Consider the following 17997-nt stretch of genomic DNA (forward strand, 5'->3'; position numbering starts at 1 on the left):
CATTTCATCCCCTATTATAAATTAGACATTTGAACACCAAAAAAGTTCATTTGTTTTAAAATAAAAAAAAGGATGCCACCAAAAACTTTGGAGACATCCTTCTATCTAATTCATCAATGCGTATCGATTGGCTCTTTACAAAGTGTTTTACTCATTTCTACGTATTGTACAAATACACGAGCGAGTTCTCGGAGACGTTCATGTACGTCTTCTTCAACAATGACGTTATTTTTGTCAAAATGGCTAGAGTGTGTGTACACATAATTTGGGGTGACAAGGCATCGGAAGTAGTCCAAAATTGGCTTAAGCTGATTTTCGATTACTAGGTGATGTTGGTATGTCCCGCCATTTGCTACAATAGATACTGGTTTGTAGCGCATTGTTTTTGGATGTAAAAAGTCAAATGTATTTTTCAATACTCCAGGGATAGATCCTTGAAAAATAGGTGTTGCAATAATATATCCGTCTGCTTGTTCAAACTTACTAACAAGCAGCTTCATGTCATCGTTATAGTTTTCAAATGGTCTACCATCCACAAATTGATGTTCATAATTCGCTAGACTTACAATTTCTAACGTATAATTCTTGTTAAGATTTTCTATATAGTCTTTCACTTGTTCTAAAATAACTCCTGTTTTCGTACCAATAATTGTTCCGTCTACAAGTAGAATTTTCATTTTACAGAACCTCCTTTATTCGCTTCTCATTGTATCAAAAAAGGAGGTCTAATTTCGAAATAAACTTTCATTTTGACAAAGTTCATCCTTTTGACTGAACCCCTCTTTCCTCGACTTTCTAATTAATACAGTATATGCATGAACCCAATGAGCTGTAATTTGCTTCAATCTTCTATTTTTTCCTTTTCTACAAATATATCTTTTCGTTTTTCCCAATTAAACAATTCTTCTCGTGGAATCGGCTGCTCATCCTCTTCTATAATTGGTTTTGCTTCTAAAATAGGTAAAGCTTTATATATATTCACATTATTTTTATTTCCATGGACTGCATAATGGTATATTGCAAAAGCTAATTGTTTACCTTCAATAGAACGAAAGCGCTTAAAAGGGCCAATCAATAGTGGATTGAGCAGTTGGAATACTCCTTCCGCAAGCCTTTCCCCAAATCGAAATTCTCCTCGATCCCCTGTAAGTAAGGTCGGACGGAAAATGGACAGCTGCGGAAGATTTAAGTCCATAAGTTCTTGCTCCATTTTCCCTTTTATACGGCTATAAAAAAACGGAGATTTTTTGCTAGAACCCGCTGCAGAAATGACAAGCACATGCTGTATCCCCCTTTTTTTTGCCAACGAAGCAATTTGAAGAGGATACATAAAATCCACTTTTTCAAAGTTCTCCTTCGTTTTCGCTTTTTTCATCGTTGTTCCTAAACAACAGAATAGATCATCTGCAATTTCTAAATCCTTTTCTTCCAACATATCAAAATCCTTTATTGTTACATCCAGTTTTGGATGCTTATATGTAATGTCTCTTCTAGCAATAATTGAAACTGCAACATATTCTTCACTTTCACATAACTGTTTTACTAAAAAGCTTCCAGTAAATCCCGTTGCACCAACAACGATAGCTGTTCTTTTTTCCATTTCACTATGCCACCCATCCAGTAATAAGTAGAGATCTGAGCCTTTCGTTATTCTTGCAGTCATACACACCTGTCCCTTTCCATACAATAAAAAGTATAGTAAGGAAAGGATGATGAAAATTGAAACTAGCTTATCTTTTAAATACACTTCCTCACCGCGGATTATATCCTGCTGATCGAGCAAAAACACTGCTCCCTGCTTTAAATACTACAGATTGTAATTTTTTTGTACCTAGTTCAAATACAAGCCTAATTGCATATTTAGAAACGCTAAATATTAAAGCTGTTTTATTTAGAAATAATGCTAACCTATTAGAAGAAATGAAACTTTTTAGTCCTAATTGTATTATTCATGATAGTGGCAACTCTGAAAAAGATTTGATTCGCCATTTAAAAACATTTAACTGTCCACTTATCCATTTCGATGATCATGGGGATGGCGGAGCATTAGCTGACATTGTTTTTCAGGCATTATATGAGAATCCAAAGGACATTTCCAAAGAAAATTATGTATATGGACCTACTGGATATATTCCAGCACATAAAATTGTCTATAAAAATAATAACATGTTACAAGATCCGCCACATATTGTGGTAGCCTTCCCTCATGAAGATCCGGAGAATTTGACGTATCGCACGTTAAGGCATCTTGTCCAGCTGCACATCCCATTACAAATTAGTGTAATTGTTGATGAAAATTACAAGCATGACATAACAGAGCTGAAGCGGTTTGCGTTAACTCGGAAATCCATCAAAGTTATTTCTACCAAAGAACCAGAATCTTATATATATACTAGTGATATCGTCATTACTTCTGGTGCTTACACCCCTTTCCTTGTAGCACAACTTAAAATTCCATGCATTATTTTGTGTGCACATGAGGAAGAGATGAATTATGCTTTCCCACAAGAAGTAAATGGCTTTGCCAATTTGGGATTAGGACGCAAAATCAAGCAATCCTATCTTCAAAATGCGGTGATGGAAATCATATTGCATGACAATAGAAGAAAAGCATATATACAGAAGCAGCAACATATTCAATTTAGTTCTAATTTAGAAGATGTTGTAAATCTTATCAATGAAACTATAACGAAAAAAATAGAACAAGAAGAAATAGCGCGTTAAACAACTTTTTATGCTACAATTAGGCAAAAAGCTGAAGGTGATTTTTCATGACAAAACAACAACTACAAGCGCAGATAGCTGAGTTAAAAATGGATTACATCCGTTTACAAGGAGACATGGAAAAACTGGAATCAAACGGCCATCCCACTCAAATAGAAAACGCCGAACGTAGACTAGCCAAAATGGAAGAAGACCTTGCAGAACTAAACAAACAGCTCGCGGAATTGTAAAACGTTAATTATTCAGATTTCTGGCAGATAAATTTAGAAGCTAGGTTCCCAGACTGACTTGAAAACACTTGTCAGTCGAGGCAACTTAAGTTCGCGACATCCTTGTCGCAACGGTTGCATGACCCAATCCTATGGGACTGCATGCCGGCTCGAGACGGAAGCTCAATATAGTTTTTATGAGCTTACAATGGTTTGCCAGTAAATGTTCTTTCTGCGACGAGCTTTGCGCAGGAGTAACGAAGAATGAGAGCGTTTGACAACAGTCTAGCGAGCTTTCTTTATGGAGGAAACAATAAATGAGCTTATTAAACGTAGAAAATTTGGGACATACATTCGGAGATCGCACGCTTTTCAAAGAGGTTTCTTTTCGTTTAGTGGAAGGAGAACATGTTGGACTAGTTGGTGCAAACGGGGTTGGTAAATCCACTTTGATGAATATACTGACAGGCGAAATCATTTATGATGAGGGCCGTGTAGAATGGTTGCCTGGCACTCATTACGGTTATTTGGATCAGCATACCCGTTTACAACAAGGACGCTCCATGTTCGACACACTTCGAGATGCCTTTTTGCCTCTTTATAAAAAAGAGGAAGAGTTAAATGAAATCATCGCAAAAATGGCGGATGCCACTCCAGAGGAATTGGAAGAATTACTAGAACAAATGGCGGAAATCCAAGATGCTTTAGATGCTGGTGATTTTTATTCATTAGACATGAAAGTAGAAGAGGTCGCTCGTGGTCTTGGGTTAGATGCTATCGGATTAGACCGTCCAGTTGAAGCACTATCTGGTGGGCAGCGTACAAAAGTGCTTCTAGCTAAGCTTTTATTAGAGAAGCCAAAAGTATTGCTATTAGATGAGCCTACCAACTATTTAGACGAAGAACACGTTTCTTGGTTATCTAACTATCTGAAAAACTATCCATATGCGTTTTTATTGATCTCGCATGATACAGAATTTATGAATGGTATTGTTGATGTCATCTTCCACTTAGAGTTTTCAAAGTTGACTCGTTATACAGCATCCTATGAAAAGTTCTTAGAGCTTGCAGAGTTAAACAAAAGACAGCATATTGATGCTTATGAAAAGCAACAAGACTTCATAAAAAAACAAGAAGAGTTTATTGCAAAAAATAAAGCGCGCTATTCTACAACGGGACGCGCAAAATCTCGCCAGAAACAACTTGATCGCATAGAGCGTATAGACCGTCCAGAAACAGCAGCAAAGCCTGAATTTAGTTTCAAAGAGTCTCGTAGCTCTGGTCGTTACGTGGTAGAAGCGGAACATTTAGAAATCGGTTATGATAAGCCTTTACTCCCTCCTTTAACGTTCACTATTGAACGCGGAGAAAAAATTGCACTTGTTGGAATGAATGGTATTGGTAAATCAACTTTACTTAAAACGATGTTAGGCAAAATTCCTTCACTGGGTGGAAAAGTAACTCGTGGGGATTTCTTATTTCCTTCTTACTTTGAACAAGAAGTAAAAGCGGGTAATATTACACCAATCGAAGCCATTTGGGAAGTTTACCCAAGCATGGAGCAAAGCCAGGTACGTGCGGCTTTAGCTCGAACTGGTTTAAAAAGTGAACATATTTCCCGTCCACTTTCTAGTTTAAGTGGTGGCGAGCAAGCAAAAGTACGTTTATGTAAACTGATGATGGAAGAAAGTAACTGGTTAATTTTTGACGAACCGACAAACCATTTAGATATCCATGCAAAAGAAGAACTAAAACGTGCGATGAAAGAATTTAAAGGAACTATCGTACTTGTGAGTCATGAACCTGAATTCTACGAAGGCTTAGTAACAAAAGTATGGAATGTAGAAGAATGGTTCTCCACTGGAAAAGAAGTAATAGAAGAATAAGTATGTTCGATTGCCCTGAGTTTAGTATAGCTCAGGGCTTTTTATTACATTGGCTCTGTAATTTTTGTTCTTTAATAAATTTGTACATATACTACACGAATATGAGCAAATGTATTCTTTATATACTTCATTCGAGCAATTTGGTACTGCAATCTCTCGAGCTTATATATTTTGTCTTGTGTTTCTGATCATGATATACCTGGATATTTCCAACCGAAGCTATTACCCCAAAATCATCTGCACCAGTACCATTGATAGGCATTTTACCTCTAGCAAACCAATAATCTAAATCAATATCTAACTGAAACAATTGAGTTCCTATTATTTCTATCTTTCAACACAGATCAACCTAGTTGGTTATTAACTCCAATAAAAATATCACACCTATCTTTTCTGATATTTGACTTCTATAGGTAACATTAAAAAATAATATTCATTTACTTGTTTCCAAACAAATTTATGTTGATTATTAAAATTTATTTTTACACTTGCTCGACTTTTTAACTTGGGTATTAATTCAAAATTGGATTTAGTTATATAATTGTTACACATTGAAAAGCTATATGCTGTACTGTCTAATTTTTTTGATTCTTTTGTGTAAGAACCATTATCAGTTATCATAAAAAAATAAGCTAGATCATAACCCGCGTTTAAACACCCTTCAAGTGATTGTATGTCAGAGTATGCATCAATCCTAGCCTCATCGTCTGCACCTTGTGACTTCTTTTTAAATTTCAGTTCAATTGCTGATTTTGAGATAATTACCCCATTTTCAAGTAGGTTACATGTAATATCAATATACTTATTTCTTCCATTAATATTAATTTCTCTTACTTCTAAATCTACATAAAATTGCTCTGTACGAGAGAAACAATGTAAATCTCCAACTTGCCGCAATATGTTGCCAAAATTATGCTGAAAAGGCGCTTCTTTAGAGACAATTAACCTACCGTTAGTAAATTGACTTATAAATATTTCCCAAGACTTCACTATTATCATTTTGAGTTTTTCTGTTGCGTTTGATGAATACATCGTAAAACACTCCTACAAAGATTTTTTTCGATTATAGTATCTTTGATATTATATCTTTTTTATTATTTTACCTCTATCTATTTAATAGATTATTAATGTTCCTAAATACCCTTCTCCACATTACACCTTTGTTTTTTTATTCACTGAGCGGAAAATCATCGTCCGACACTTCAATTGGTCCCTCGCTATTTGCAAAAGAATCTTTACCCACCCTTCTATACTTCTGGTGAAGCTGAGTTGTCGGAGCATTGTTTTGTGAGCCTGTCCATTCCTAGGTCCTAAGAATTGAACGCTATTTGTAATAAAAAAAATGGACAATGGGAACCAATTCGTACTGAGAGCGTCCAATATATTAAGTAAAGCAAAAAAAGCCCCCATCACTGGAGACTCTCCTCTTTATTATGCTAAAACTAATGATTCTTTTGCTATATCATCATTCATAATTAATTCTTTCAAGCGTTGTTTCGCTCTAAATAGTCGTGATTTTACCGTACCAATTGAAACCTTCATCACTTCAGCAATTTCAATCAACGAATACTGGTGAACATAAAAGTATAAGACAGTTTTTTGATAGATACCATCTAATTCGGCAACTTTAGAACGAATGATTTCACCTACGTCCTCTTTCTCCAGTTGCTCCTCTACTGATAATACATCGGAAGCGATTAAATCTAGAATAGAAACATCCAATTGTTCGGGTTGGTTTGCAATATATTTGCTACGTCGCACTTGTTTACGATAACGATCACGGAACGTATTCATACAAATAGTTGTTAACCACGCTTTTAAATGGTCAACCTCTTTCATATAAGATTCGTAACGTACGACCTTCATCCAAACTTCTTGCATTAGATCTTCCGCATCTATTTGATTTTTAGTTAATTTTAAACATAAGTAGTATATGTAACGGTTATATTCTTCATAAACATTTTCTAATTTGACTTGCATGGTTATTCCTCCGCTCAGCTTTTGTTGATACCTTTATAATGCCAAATATCAACCTTTCACTCCATCGGATTCTCTTTCAACTCTATTACAAACGTGTAAGAATAAAAAACGCAAGGAGTAATTAACTCTCTTGCGTTTCTGCTTCTATCGCTTCAGTTATAACTTCTTTTTTAATAATCGTTAATTTAGCAATACGGCTCCGATCCATTTCGTTTACCTCGAAAAGAAGATTTTCATATGTAAACTGTTCATTTTCTTCCGGAACATGCCCTAGCTGATCTAGGATAAAACCACCGATTGTATCATTTTCATTAATGATGTTAATATTAAACATTTGATTCACTTCTTCTATTTCCAAACGTCCTGCGCAGATTAATTGATTCTCAGTCATTTCGTGCACTAATATTTCTTCATCATGATCGGTTTCGTCTTCAATTTCCTGCCCAATCATTTCCTCTAATAAGTCTTCATGTGTCACAATTCCAAGTGTTCCACCATATTCATCCAATACAATCGCCATATGCTTTTTGTGCGTCAACATCAGTTTAAAGACTCTTTCGACACTCAATGTCTGAACTACAAATAATGGCTCTTTATCAATTATTTCCTCTAAACTTGTAGATGGAACCATCGACCATTCAATCAGCTTCTTCGAATAAAACATTCCCACTATTGTATCCATATCCTCGTCGTATACAGGATATCGTGTATAAAAGTGTTCTAATATCGTATCTCGTACTTCTTCATATGTGGCTTGTAAAGGAATTGCAACCACTTCCGTTCGGTGGGTTGATAAAACGTCCGATACATCTTTATTCGGAAAATCGAGTATACCTTTTAAACGTTCTGATTCTTCTTCTTCGAATGTCCCATTTGTAGAAGCTATATCTACCATATTTAATAATTCTTCTTTTGAAATGGTTGTTTCCCTTACAGCCCCTTTAGAACCAATACGAATAATCATATTGATTAGTCCCGCTATTAAAAACGTTATTGGTCTTAGCAGTTGAACTAGAAGGCGTATAAAAGGAGCAATTATGTAAACAATTGATTCTGAAAAAGTACCAGCAATTGTTTTTGGTAAAACTTCAGCAAACAGTATTATTAAAACCGTTAAAGTGACAACTGACCAAGCAATATTCCATTGGTAATTCTCTGCTATCAGGATTAACAAAACGGTTGCCGCTATGTTTGCAATCGTGTTTCCAACTAAAATTGTTATGATCATTCGGTCCGGTTTCGATAAAAGAACAAGTAGTTTCTCTGCTGCCCTCTCCCCTTGTTCAGCTCGTAACCGAACCTTCGTCCTATTAACTGTCGTTAAAGCTGTTTCACTTCCTGATAAAAAAAATGAAACAAGCAGTGCAAAACCTAATAGTACAAATTCTATGTACAAGTGTGTTTCCTCCTAAAATGATTAAGTCGAACAGTATTTCTTTATAACTATAGCATACTGTGATTTTAGTTGTCACAAATCTTATGCTATACTATTTCTATTCACGAAATTTTATGAAAAGAGGGGTTTTAGTGAGCCAATTTTCAGTTTTAGATAGTTACTTTACAGAAAAAAGAGAAGCACATTTAGAAGAACTAAAGCAATTCTTGCGCATACCAAGCATATCTTCTTTATCAGAGCACAAAGAGGATATGCAAAAAGGTGCACAGTGGTTAGCGGATTCCTTTACTAACGCAGGATTAGAAAATGTCGTTATTGATAAAACAAGTGGTCATCCTGTTGTTTATGCAGATTGGTTACACGCTGAAGGTAAACCAACTATCCTAGTTTATGGTCATTATGATGTGCAGCCTGTTGATCCCTTAAACCTTTGGGAATCAGAACCATTTGAACCACAAGTCAGAGACAATAAATTGTACGCTCGTGGCGCTAGTGATGACAAAGGACAAGTATTTATGCATGTAAAGGCAGTAGAAGCTCTTCTTCAAACAGAAGGATCACTACCTGTTAATGTAAAATTTTTAATAGAAGGCGAAGAAGAAGTCGGTAGCCCTAATTTAGAAGAGTACATTGAAAACAATAAAGAAAAACTTGCTGCTGATGTGATTGTCATTTCAGATACTGGTATGCAAGGTCCTGGTCAACCGGCAGTTTGCTACGGCTTACGCGGGCTTTGTGGCGTACAAATTGATGTTAAAGGTGCAAAAGGTGATCTTCACTCTGGACTTTATGGTGGTGGAGTTCAAAATTCTATTCATGCACTAGTTTCTATTTTAGATTCATTCCGAGATGCAGAAGGTACAATCGAAGTGGAAGGATTCTACGAAAATGTCCGCCCTCTTCTAGAGGAAGAAAGAGAAGCATACAAGGCACTTGGTTTTGATGAAGAAGAACTGAAAAAAGAAGTAGGTGTAGATGAACTTTTTGGCGAAAAAGGATACTCTCATTTAGAACGCGTGTGGGTCCGCCCTACTTTAGAAATCAATGGTGTATTCGGGGGATTCTCTGGAGAAGGCATAAAAACAGTCTTACCAAGTGAAGCAGGAGCAAAAATCACTTGTCGTTTAGTACCAGACCAAGATCCAGACGAAATCGTTGCTAAACTAAAAGCTCATATCGAGAAAAATAAACCAGCTGGTGTCACAGTAACACTAACTGAATTTGACAAAGGAAAACCATTTATCACTCCATTCGATCACCCTGCAATCCAAGCAGCTGGTCGCAGCTATGAAAAGGTATATAAAGTACCTACAGCATACACTCGTGGTGGAGGTTCTATCCCGATAGTTGCAGCATTTGATGAAATTCTAGGATTACCAGTAGTATTAATGGGCTTTGGTCTATCTACTGAAAATTTCCATGCTCCAAACGAGCATTTCCATCTAGAAAACTTCGACCAAGGCTTACGTGTAATCGGTGACTACTATTACGAACTAGCAGAGCTTTCTAAAGAAAACTTAAAAAAATAATAATTCTTCTAAAACACATGGGTTTATAAAATCCATGTGTTTTTTTCACAAAGAATGGTTTATTTGAATATACGAGAAATAACACCAGATGATGCAGAGAAATTTTTTGAGTTAATAAGCTATATAACAAATGATAAAGAAATAAACTCTACTTTTGTTTCTTAATTAATAAGTCATCTTGTTTCTATGAGAAATGGTCTCGTATATCGTAGAATTGGTCTCGGTTGAAAGCAATTTGGTCTCGGTTACACTTCGATTGGTCTCGCTTCCCTCTGAATTGGTCTCGTTTAGACATTTCGCAACATTATAAGTAAAATAATGCCAAGTAAAAATACCGAATAAATAGTTGCTTACTTAAATGAAATAACTGCCCTTTCGCAATTTCTCAGTTCCACTGAATTTCACTTCAAAGTAAATAAAAAAGCTATCTCGAAGTGAGATAGCCATCTTATTATTACGCTTGTTTTTCAAATACTGTAACGAACTCTTCTATACTCTTTCGTGGTCTTGGCTTAGGCATTTCATCAAAGTAACCGACCTGTAGCATGCTAATGATTCGTTCACCATCTTTTATTCCAAGTGCTTCGCGGAATTTAGGGTTGTCTAGAAATCCAGGTGTTTTCCAGCACGATCCGATGCCTCGGTCCCAAGCTAGTAATTGCACATTTTGTACAAGCATACTAGCTGCCGCATAGTCTTCCAGTCTTTCCTTTTGGCGTGCATCTTCAGGTACGATAACAAATACATAACCGCCAGCTAATGTATATTTTTTCATTTGTTTCTCTAAATCTTCTTCTGAAAGCTCTTTCCACTTTGGTAATCCAAATTCTTTTAATACATCATATAAATCTACTAGTTCTTTTCCGCAAGCAACAACAAATCTCCATGGTTGTCTTAGCTGATGATTTGGTGCCCATAGAGCATCTTCTAAAATAGATAATAATACTTCTCGCTCTACTGGCTGTCCATTATATAACTTGATAGAACGTCGCTGTATAATGGCGTCGCGAATACTTAATGATTGATTCATCATTTTTTGAAAAACTCCCTTTTAATAAACATGAATGATTATTATTATCATACCAATTATGGCATTACAATAAAAGCCTTGTCTTCCTTAAAGCAGTGTGACTCGATTTTTCCCATTTTTCTTTGATTGGTAAAGTGCTTTATCTGCACGATCAATTAGTTCGTCCTTCTTTTTAAAAGCATGCTGCTCGGTAGATGATGCTCCAATACTTATAGTTATATAACTATTGTCTTTACCAAGACTAAATTTCTGCTCCTCGATCAATAAGCGGATACCCTCTGCAAAATTTAAAGCATTTTGTTTAGATGAGTTTGTTAAAACAACAGCAAATTCTTCGCCACCATATCTTGCAACAAACGTATCTTCGGGACACATCTCTTTTATTAGCTGAGAGCTTTTAATTAATAATTCATCTCCTGCTACATGCCCATAATTATCGTTATACACTTTAAAGTTATCAACATCGATCATTAAAATGGATAACGGACTATTATTCTTAAATGATTCCTCAAAATATTTACTCATATATTCATCAAAGTATCTACGATTATAGATTCCTGTTAACCCATCAATTAATGTCAATCGTTTTAATTCATCGTTTTTTTGCTTCAATTCCTCTGTTCTCGCTTTTATTTTCTCATCTAAAGAGGAATTCAGAACTTGTAAATCACTAGATAATCTTTCTGCTTCTTCAAATTTTCTTGCATAGTCTTTACTTAAGTTAAATGACTGAATTAAAACATATAAAAAGAATCCACTTGTAGATAGTGGTATAGAAACAATCCAATTAAGAGTAAGTAACACATCATTGAGTACAGTTATAAAGTAAACAAGATTAGCTATTAAATTGACGCGAGCAGTCGGACGTTTTCTTTTGTACGCCACAATAAGAACATATAAACCATAAAGTACATAAAGTATTATGATTTTAAATATAAAATCTAATAATGGTCTGAACACCAATGGTTGCTCAATTAAGGTAAAAATTATTGAACAGAATGCTATGATAATTCCAATAAGAGTTGGTATTTTTTTCATTTCCTTCGGATACATCGCTTTTATAAAAAGTAAATAGAATAGGAATAAAAGATATATACAAATAATTTCAATTCGATATACCCATATCCATTCCATGGAAGGAAAAATTTTATTTAAATAAAAAGGTGATTTCACCATTGTATAGATGGAAATAAGGATACTAATTAAACCAAAGTAAAAAAAGACAATCTCTTTTCTTCTAAAGAAGAAGATAATAAGTTCATATATTCCCATTACTAAAATGGCACCAATAGAAAACATTGTATACGCAAGCGTCGTACTATTAGTTTTAGAAATTTGTTCAGATGTCCCTAAAAATATAGGCTTCGTGGCTCCTCCTACTGGATGGTCAAAATTAGCGACATGTAAAACAATATTTAATTCCCTATTTCTTGGTGTAAAATAAACTAGTTGGTTGGAATATTCGGGTTCACTCGTTTCAGCACTAGTTCCTACAAACCCATTTGATGCTACTCTTACTCCGTTTACTAATAATGTGTAAGAGGTGTTTTGATTTGTAGTTGTAAGTGCAAGCGTGTTCCCTACTTTTTCTTCAGGTATAGTAACCTTTAAATAGTATGTACCGTAACCCAGAGATGTACCCAATGTATTCGCCCAATCGGATGGTACCAAGAGGTTGGCATAATCTCTTTCTATTAATCTCTTTTTAATTTCATTTTCAGAAAGCAATTCTTGCCAAAAAAACTTCCATTCCCCATTTAATTGAACTGGGCCAGAACTTGCAAAATCTTCAATCGTCAAGTTTAACTTCCCGTTTTGTGCAGTAACAGGAGGAACTGTCTCATTTGAACAAGATGATAATATAAATAAAAAAGGAATCAGTAATAGTAAAAAGCATTTTTTCATACTTTGCAGCCTTTCTACTTTCACAATCAAACCTAATTGAGGTGATGTAATGTATCTGTATTGGATTATTTGTTATATAGTCGGCACCTTCCTAACCGCTTGGTGGGTAGGAAAATGGAAAAAAACTGATTTACGAACACTTCGAAGTGGTAACCTAGGTGCAAGAAATGCTGGTGCAGTTCTTGGAAAATCAGCATTTTTAGTTACTTTTTTAGGTGATGCCTTTAAGGGTGTTTTCGTTATCTGTATTGGTTTTTATTTTCAATTTTCCTATGAATACATTGCAATCGGAGGATTATTTGTTATATTAGGTCATCTTTTTCCATTTTGGTTAAAATTTAAAGGTGGTAAGGGTATAGCTACATTCATTGGTGTCGCTCTTACTTATAATACACTATTATTTGGAATATTTGCGTTACTTTTTCTTTTATTAATATTAATTCTTCGAAGTGCAACTTTGAGCATGATTGTGGCCTTTTTTGCATATGCTTGCATTTGTTTGTTGTACCCAGCTTTTCAAGATGCTTGGCCACTTTCCATAGCTATTTTTATTATCTTGATACGCCATCGATTTGACATGATCGAGTCATGGAATGAAAGATGGTGGAAAAAGACTATTTAATGTTATTAAAATTATAACAATCTTCCATGAAGTTCTAAGTATACTATTAATCTGTATGCTATAATTATTATCATTTAAATAATATATTGAATAGGATGTTTAAAATGACGAAGAAAAAAATAGCATGGGTTGTAGATAGTAGTGCGTATGTAAGTGAAACATTAAAAAACCATCCAGACGTTTATGTGATCCCGCTTAATATCCATTTCGGTCAACAGGAATTTATAGATGGTGTTGACTTAACTTCAGCACAATTATACGACCGACTTCGTATAGAAACGGAGTCCATAAAGACATCTCAACCGTCCGCTGGCCAGTTTGCTGAGCTATATTCAAAATTAGACAAGGACTATGAGTCTATCATAGCAATCCACGTTACCAACAAATTAAGTGGAACAATTTCAGCCTCGATGAGTGGTGCTCAAATAGCGAAAGTAAATGTGGAATGTGTTGATTCCCTTTCATTATCTGCTGGGATTACTGGTCTTGTGGATAAAGGACTACTTTTACAAGAACAAGGATTATCCTTTGAAGAAATAGCCATCCAATTAAGAACATATGCTACTAAGTTTCGAAATTATATTCTAATAGGTAATTTAACTCGCCTTTACAAAAGTGGAAGACTAAGTAGTGTCCAGTTTTATCTTGGTAATCTTTTGAAAATAAAACCTGTTATACAAATTAACAATAAAGGCGAGCTTCAAGAATTAGATAAGGTTCGTTCTCATAAAAAAGCAATACAGTATTTGATAAATAAAGTAGTGGAATCCGTACAAACAGAAGGAGCAGAAATAGTTTATATTATGCATGCTAATGCTTTGGAGCAGGCAGAGAGCTTAAAAGATGCCATTCAGATGCAAGTACCTAACCTACAGATCACTATTGGAGAAATAAGTACTTCACTTGCTGTGCATGCTGGAGAAGAAACACTTGCTGTACTTTGGTACGCTTCCTAACAAAACAGAGGGTCACCAATCCATCCTGGTCACCCTCCTTTGTTATGATTAAAAATTGTCTTTAACGTGGAAGAAAATATAACTAGTTTTTGAAGTATGCGCATAGGAATCTGCATAATTCCAATACCTATTTCGACTGTTATTCGTATGAGCGTTAACATATGGCATTCCATTTTGAATACTCGTAACTATAGTAGAATGATCGTATCTGCCGTCCCCTTGAAAATCATAAAAAATTAAATCACCCGGAACAAGTTTTGAAGGTGAATTTACTTGTGTTGCCTGTAATCCCTTTGTAGATCCTGCTAAGTACCAACGTAACGAATGTGGGGTACTCCAACTCAAACTCCATGAATTACTACTTAACCACCAGCCTCTCTCTCTATTTGGCTGTCCTCTCATCGGGGCACCTCCCGCAAATAAACATTGTGAAATGTAATTTGTACAATCCACATCAAATTTTGGAAATTTCGGATTATAACTATTCCACCACTTTTGTGCATATGCCACAGCTGCATCACGATCATACTTAACCAATTTTCAACCTCCCTATACTTTGTTTATATGATTTCAATGAAAATATATGCTAGTATTGATTCAATGAATCCTTTTTTTAAGCAAACAAATAGAAACTGAGTAGAAAAAGTGGACTAAAGCTCGGTTTTAGAAAGGAAGATGGCTGATGCCACAACATGCAGAGAAAGAAATTACTGTACCTACCCTGCTTTGCGATGATAAGGGGAATTTGAATCCAAAGGCAATTGGATATGCTAAAAAACCAATTATTGAAAGCAATCTAAAGGGTCACTATATGCGGAAAAAGAAGTGGAATTATTGGTGCGTGTTCGGGGATGAAATTCTCTTTTCTGCAACAATTAGTCATTTAGATTACGCAGCAGTTTGCTTTGTTTACTTTTTAAATTACGAAACGCAACGATTTGTGGAGAAAACGGTAACCATTCCTTTAGGAAATAAAGTAAAAATGCCAACACAAATTCTAGAAACTGTTCAATTACATTCAAAAGAAATGTCCATCCAGCTTTTATATATACAGAATGAGACACATATGACTGTGACTATCCCTAACTTTGATGGAGATCTCTTGCATGCTGACTTACATATTTCACATCCTGTAGAAGATGAATCATTAAATGTTGTAATTCCATGGAGTCGTAAACAATTTCAATTTACGGCAAAGCATCATCTATTACCTACAAATGGTTTTGTGAAAATTGGTGAGGCTCGTTATTCTTTTCAAGGAGAGGATAATTTCTCGGTGCTTGACTATGGAAGAGGAGTTTGGCCACGAGAGGCCACTTGGAACTGGGGATTTGCATCCCAACGTGTAGGTCTAAAAAGAATCGGGTTAAACTTTGGCGGTAAATGGACCGATGGTACAGGGATGACGGAAAACGCTATTTTTGTAGATGGGAAGATGACAAAAATACATGAAGATTTATTGTTTTCTTATAACCCACATGATTTCATGCAACCTTGGACGATTAAAACTAAATTTTCCAATGAAGTGAATTTAACCTTCACCCCATTCTCCCACCGTATTGCTAAAACTGATGCAAAGCTAATTTCCTCCGAAGTCCATCAAATGACAGGTTATTATAATGGGAAAATCCAACTCGAAAACGGACCAACTCTGAATATTCGGGAATTGCTCGGTTGTATTGAAGAGCACAAGGCCAAATGGTAATAATTATATGAAACGCTGTTTCCTGAGGCATTGTCTACTCAGGAAGCAGTGTTTTTTGGCTGTGTTGACAATGGATAGTTAGTTGGAATAACCCTTTTCCTTAAATCAGTTGTTTAATCAATTCTTTATTTCTCTCCTTAAATACTTCGTTATGAGAGGAAACCATTGCAATTTTACTTGCATCTGGTTGAATATATTGTTTTGCACAATTGACTGCATTAGCAGCATCATGGAAAGTTCCTGCAATTAAATGTAGTTTACCAGGATGATGAAGAATGTCCCCAGCCGCAAAAACACCTTCAACAGAAGACTCACTTAAACTATTTCCAGCAACATAAAAATTCTCTGCAATGTCAATATCTACGTTACTATTCTTCAATAAATCTGCATCTTGTTCATACCCATGATTGATGACCACTTCATCAATAGTTAAATACGTAACCTCTCCAGTTTCATGATTTGTTAAAGCAACGCGCTCAATTACGTCATGATTATCGTTAGCTATTAGCTTTGATATAGTTGTATTAAAAAAACACGTTACGGAGCTCTCAAGAAGTTGACTTATTTGTGCCTCATGACCATTCAACGCATCTTTTCGATAAGTAACATAAACTTTTTTAGCAATTGGCTCTAATTCATTTGCCCAATCTATCGCTGCATTTCCTCCACCTGAAATGACAACCGTTTTATTTTTAAATCTTTGTCGAGACTTCACCGTGTAATTTAAATTACTCACTTCATATCTTTCTGCCCCTTCAATCTCTAGTTTAATAGGATTGAGTATTCCACTTCCAACTGCAATAATAATGGTTTTAGAGAAATGCTGCTGCCCAGATGTAGTATGCAAAACAAATAATCCATTTTCTTCACGAGAAATCGATTCTACCTTTTCATTTAATACGACCTCTGGATTAAACGTTAGTCCTTGCTGCACCAATTGACCAATTAGCTTTTCTCCCGAAATTGGCGTTTGTCCTCCAACATCCCAAATCATCTTCTCTGGATAAACATGTATCTTCCCTCCTAAATGAGGCTGATATTCGATAATCTTTGTTTTCATCTCTCGCAACCCACTGTAGAAAGCAGAATAAAGTCCTGCTGGACCTCCCCCAATAATCGTTACATCAAAAATATTATCCATTCGATCCCGTCCCTCACTAAAAATTATTGTTGACATCGTTCATAAAGTTACATATAGTTGCATATATGATAATGATAATCGTTATCAATTATAAAAGCAATCTTTAGTTTGGAGGTTAACATATGGTTCGTCTATATACAGATGATTTGTCTATTGGTTATGGCGATCGATTAATTGTGAAAGAATTATCTGTTGAAATACCCGACCAAAAAATTACAACTATTATTGGGCCGAATGGATGCGGTAAATCTACTCTTCTAAAAGCTATTACTCGTATTATTTCGCACCAGTCTGGAGCAATCGTCTTAGATGGAAAAAGCGTTTCAAAAGAAAACACGAAGAATCTAGCAAAGAAGTTGGCCATTTTACCTCAAACACCTGAAAGCGCTGCTGGACTAACTGTTGGTGAGCTCGTTTCGTATGGTCGATTTCCCTATCAGACAGGATTTGGACGTCTTTCCAAAAAGGATTTCGAGGTAATCGATTGGGCACTAAGAGTTACAGGTACAAGTGAATTTAAGCACTACCCCGTTGATGCTTTATCTGGAGGTCAACGCCAACGAGTTTGGATAGCAATGGCGCTAGCTCAAGAAACAGAAATTATTTTCTTAGATGAACCTACCACCTATTTGGACATGGCCCACCAGTTAGAGGTCCTTGAGCTTTTACAAAAGCTGAACAAAGAAGAAAAACGAACTATTGTCATGGTATTACACGATCTCAATCAAGCTGCTCGATTTGCGGACTACATAATCGCTTTAAAAGCAGGGCAAATTGTTAAGGCAGGAAGCTGCAATGAAGTGATTACAGAAAAAGTATTACAAAATGTGTTCCAAATTGATGCTGAAATTGGTATTGATCCACGAACTAGCAAACCTATGTGCATTACATACAATTTACTCAGAGGAGAATAA

General features: G+C 35.5%; 18 protein-coding genes. 8 read left to right on the top strand and 10 right to left on the bottom strand.

The annotated features are described in order from the left end of the window. Positions 1 to 113: 113 nt before the first annotated feature. Both AM499_RS12905 and AM499_RS12910 read right to left on the bottom strand, forming a co-directional pair. The gene (locus AM499_RS12905) at positions 114 to 677 is read right to left on the bottom strand and encodes an NADPH-dependent FMN reductase (RefSeq protein WP_053590609.1); all 564 of its coding nucleotides are present in this window, start codon (positions 675 to 677) and stop codon (positions 114 to 116) included. 164 nt (positions 678 to 841) lie between these two features. Beyond that, positions 842 to 1663, bottom strand: coding sequence for an NAD(P)H-binding protein (locus tag AM499_RS12910; protein WP_231687454.1), 822 nt, complete (start codon positions 1661 to 1663; stop codon positions 842 to 844). 56 nt (positions 1664 to 1719) lie between these two features. On the opposite strand from AM499_RS12910, the gene AM499_RS12915 reads away from it, so the two are divergent. The 3 genes from AM499_RS12915 to AM499_RS12925 all read left to right on the top strand — a co-directional run bounded on the left by AM499_RS12915 (position 1720) and on the right by AM499_RS12925 (position 4819). Then, on the top strand, positions 1720 to 2724 hold the full coding sequence (locus tag AM499_RS12915) for a hypothetical protein (RefSeq protein ID WP_053590610.1): 1005 nt from the start codon (positions 1720 to 1722) through the stop codon (positions 2722 to 2724). Between the two features lie 47 nt (positions 2725 to 2771). Beyond that, on the top strand, positions 2772 to 2954 hold the full coding sequence (locus AM499_RS12920; protein WP_053590611.1) for an SE1832 family protein: 183 nt from the start codon (positions 2772 to 2774) through the stop codon (positions 2952 to 2954). Between the two features lie 296 nt (positions 2955 to 3250). Beyond that, on the top strand, positions 3251 to 4819 hold the full coding sequence (locus AM499_RS12925; protein ID WP_053590612.1) for an ABC-F family ATP-binding cassette domain-containing protein: 1569 nt from the start codon (positions 3251 to 3253) through the stop codon (positions 4817 to 4819). 127 nt (positions 4820 to 4946) lie between these two features. Here AM499_RS12925 and AM499_RS12930 read toward each other — a convergent pair whose 3' ends face one another. The 4 genes from AM499_RS12930 to AM499_RS12950 form a co-directional block, all read right to left on the bottom strand. Next, complete coding sequence (locus AM499_RS12930) at positions 4947 to 5129, bottom strand: hypothetical protein (RefSeq protein WP_053590613.1); 183 nt, start codon at positions 5127 to 5129, stop codon at positions 4947 to 4949. A 74-nt stretch (positions 5130 to 5203) separates the two neighbouring features. Continuing rightward, the gene (locus tag AM499_RS12935; RefSeq protein ID WP_053590614.1) at positions 5204 to 5851 is read right to left on the bottom strand and encodes a hypothetical protein; all 648 of its coding nucleotides are present in this window, start codon (positions 5849 to 5851) and stop codon (positions 5204 to 5206) included. A gap of 399 nt (positions 5852 to 6250) precedes the next feature. Then, positions 6251 to 6799 (bottom strand): RNA polymerase sigma factor, encoded by a 549-nt coding sequence (locus AM499_RS12945; RefSeq protein WP_053590616.1) that lies wholly within the window; start codon positions 6797 to 6799, stop codon positions 6251 to 6253. Positions 6800 to 6920: 121 nt separating this feature from the next. Continuing rightward, positions 6921 to 8195, bottom strand: coding sequence for a hemolysin family protein (locus AM499_RS12950; RefSeq protein ID WP_331457242.1), 1275 nt, complete (start codon positions 8193 to 8195; stop codon positions 6921 to 6923). 113 nt (positions 8196 to 8308) lie between these two features. Here AM499_RS12950 and AM499_RS12955 point away from each other — a divergent pair, with 113 nt between their 5' ends. Continuing rightward, positions 8309 to 9724: a dipeptidase gene (locus tag AM499_RS12955; RefSeq protein ID WP_053590617.1), complete on the top strand. Its 1416-nt coding sequence runs from the start codon at positions 8309 to 8311 to the stop codon at positions 9722 to 9724. Between the two features lie 454 nt (positions 9725 to 10178). Here the strand turns inward: AM499_RS12955 and AM499_RS12960 are convergent, their stop codons facing one another. Together AM499_RS12960 and AM499_RS12965 are read right to left on the bottom strand one after the other, a co-directional pair. Then, a complete protein-coding gene (locus AM499_RS12960; protein WP_053590618.1) occupies positions 10179 to 10757 on the bottom strand; it encodes a nitroreductase family protein in 579 nt (192 codons plus the stop codon). Between the two features lie 84 nt (positions 10758 to 10841). Further along, positions 10842 to 12659, bottom strand: a complete 1818-nt coding sequence (locus tag AM499_RS12965; protein WP_053590619.1) for a sensor domain-containing diguanylate cyclase — start codon at positions 12657 to 12659, stop codon at positions 10842 to 10844. Positions 12660 to 12708: 49 nt separating this feature from the next. Here AM499_RS12965 and AM499_RS12970 point away from each other — a divergent pair, with 49 nt between their 5' ends. Then, positions 12709 to 13281, top strand: coding sequence for a glycerol-3-phosphate acyltransferase (locus AM499_RS12970; RefSeq protein WP_053590620.1), 573 nt, complete (start codon positions 12709 to 12711; stop codon positions 13279 to 13281). A gap of 104 nt (positions 13282 to 13385) precedes the next feature. Next, complete coding sequence (locus tag AM499_RS12975) at positions 13386 to 14237, top strand: DegV family protein (RefSeq protein WP_053590621.1); 852 nt, start codon at positions 13386 to 13388, stop codon at positions 14235 to 14237. Positions 14238 to 14285: 48 nt separating this feature from the next. On the opposite strand, the gene AM499_RS12980 is transcribed toward AM499_RS12975, so the two are convergent. Next, positions 14286 to 14774: an amidase domain-containing protein gene (locus AM499_RS12980; RefSeq protein ID WP_053590622.1), complete on the bottom strand. Its 489-nt coding sequence runs from the start codon at positions 14772 to 14774 to the stop codon at positions 14286 to 14288. A 145-nt stretch (positions 14775 to 14919) separates the two neighbouring features. On the opposite strand from AM499_RS12980, the gene AM499_RS12985 reads away from it, so the two are divergent. Next, positions 14920 to 15942, top strand: a complete 1023-nt coding sequence (locus AM499_RS12985; protein ID WP_053590623.1) for a DUF2804 domain-containing protein — start codon at positions 14920 to 14922, stop codon at positions 15940 to 15942. Between the two features lie 100 nt (positions 15943 to 16042). On the opposite strand, the gene AM499_RS12990 is transcribed toward AM499_RS12985, so the two are convergent. Continuing rightward, positions 16043 to 17083: an NAD(P)/FAD-dependent oxidoreductase gene (locus AM499_RS12990; RefSeq protein ID WP_053590624.1), complete on the bottom strand. Its 1041-nt coding sequence runs from the start codon at positions 17081 to 17083 to the stop codon at positions 16043 to 16045. 122 nt (positions 17084 to 17205) lie between these two features. Here AM499_RS12990 and AM499_RS12995 point away from each other — a divergent pair, with 122 nt between their 5' ends. Continuing rightward, the gene (locus AM499_RS12995; protein WP_053590625.1) at positions 17206 to 17997 is read left to right on the top strand and encodes an ABC transporter ATP-binding protein; all 792 of its coding nucleotides are present in this window, start codon (positions 17206 to 17208) and stop codon (positions 17995 to 17997) included.

Source organism: Bacillus sp. FJAT-22090 (assembly GCF_001278755.1).
Lineage (GTDB): Bacteria > Bacillota > Bacilli > Bacillales_A > Planococcaceae > Psychrobacillus.

What these genes read in the sequence shown, in the direction of transcription:
- AM499_RS12905 (WP_053590609.1), bottom strand. Translation starts at nt 677, where the DNA reads ATGAAAATTCTACTTGTAGACGGAACAATTATTGGTACGAAAACAGGA.
- AM499_RS12910 (WP_231687454.1), bottom strand. Translation starts at nt 1,663, where the DNA reads ATGACTGCAAGAATAACGAAAGGCTCAGATCTCTACTTATTACTGGAT.
- AM499_RS12920 (WP_053590611.1), top strand. Translation starts at nt 2,772, where the DNA reads ATGACAAAACAACAACTACAAGCGCAGATAGCTGAGTTAAAAATGGAT.
- AM499_RS12925 (WP_053590612.1), top strand. Translation starts at nt 3,251, where the DNA reads ATGAGCTTATTAAACGTAGAAAATTTGGGACATACATTCGGAGATCGC.
- AM499_RS12935 (WP_053590614.1), bottom strand. Translation starts at nt 5,851, where the DNA reads ATGTATTCATCAAACGCAACAGAAAAACTCAAAATGATAATAGTGAAG.
- AM499_RS12945 (WP_053590616.1), bottom strand. Translation starts at nt 6,799, where the DNA reads ATGCAAGTCAAATTAGAAAATGTTTATGAAGAATATAACCGTTACATA.
- AM499_RS12955 (WP_053590617.1), top strand. Translation starts at nt 8,309, where the DNA reads ATGAAAAGAGGGGTTTTAGTGAGCCAATTTTCAGTTTTAGATAGTTAC.
- AM499_RS12960 (WP_053590618.1), bottom strand. Translation starts at nt 10,757, where the DNA reads ATGATGAATCAATCATTAAGTATTCGCGACGCCATTATACAGCGACGT.
- AM499_RS12965 (WP_053590619.1), bottom strand. Translation starts at nt 12,659, where the DNA reads ATGAAAAAATGCTTTTTACTATTACTGATTCCTTTTTTATTTATATTA.
- AM499_RS12970 (WP_053590620.1), top strand. Translation starts at nt 12,709, where the DNA reads ATGTATCTGTATTGGATTATTTGTTATATAGTCGGCACCTTCCTAACC.
- AM499_RS12975 (WP_053590621.1), top strand. Translation starts at nt 13,386, where the DNA reads ATGACGAAGAAAAAAATAGCATGGGTTGTAGATAGTAGTGCGTATGTA.
- AM499_RS12985 (WP_053590623.1), top strand. Translation starts at nt 14,920, where the DNA reads ATGCCACAACATGCAGAGAAAGAAATTACTGTACCTACCCTGCTTTGC.
- AM499_RS12990 (WP_053590624.1), bottom strand. Translation starts at nt 17,083, where the DNA reads ATGGATAATATTTTTGATGTAACGATTATTGGGGGAGGTCCAGCAGGA.
- AM499_RS12995 (WP_053590625.1), top strand. Translation starts at nt 17,206, where the DNA reads ATGGTTCGTCTATATACAGATGATTTGTCTATTGGTTATGGCGATCGA.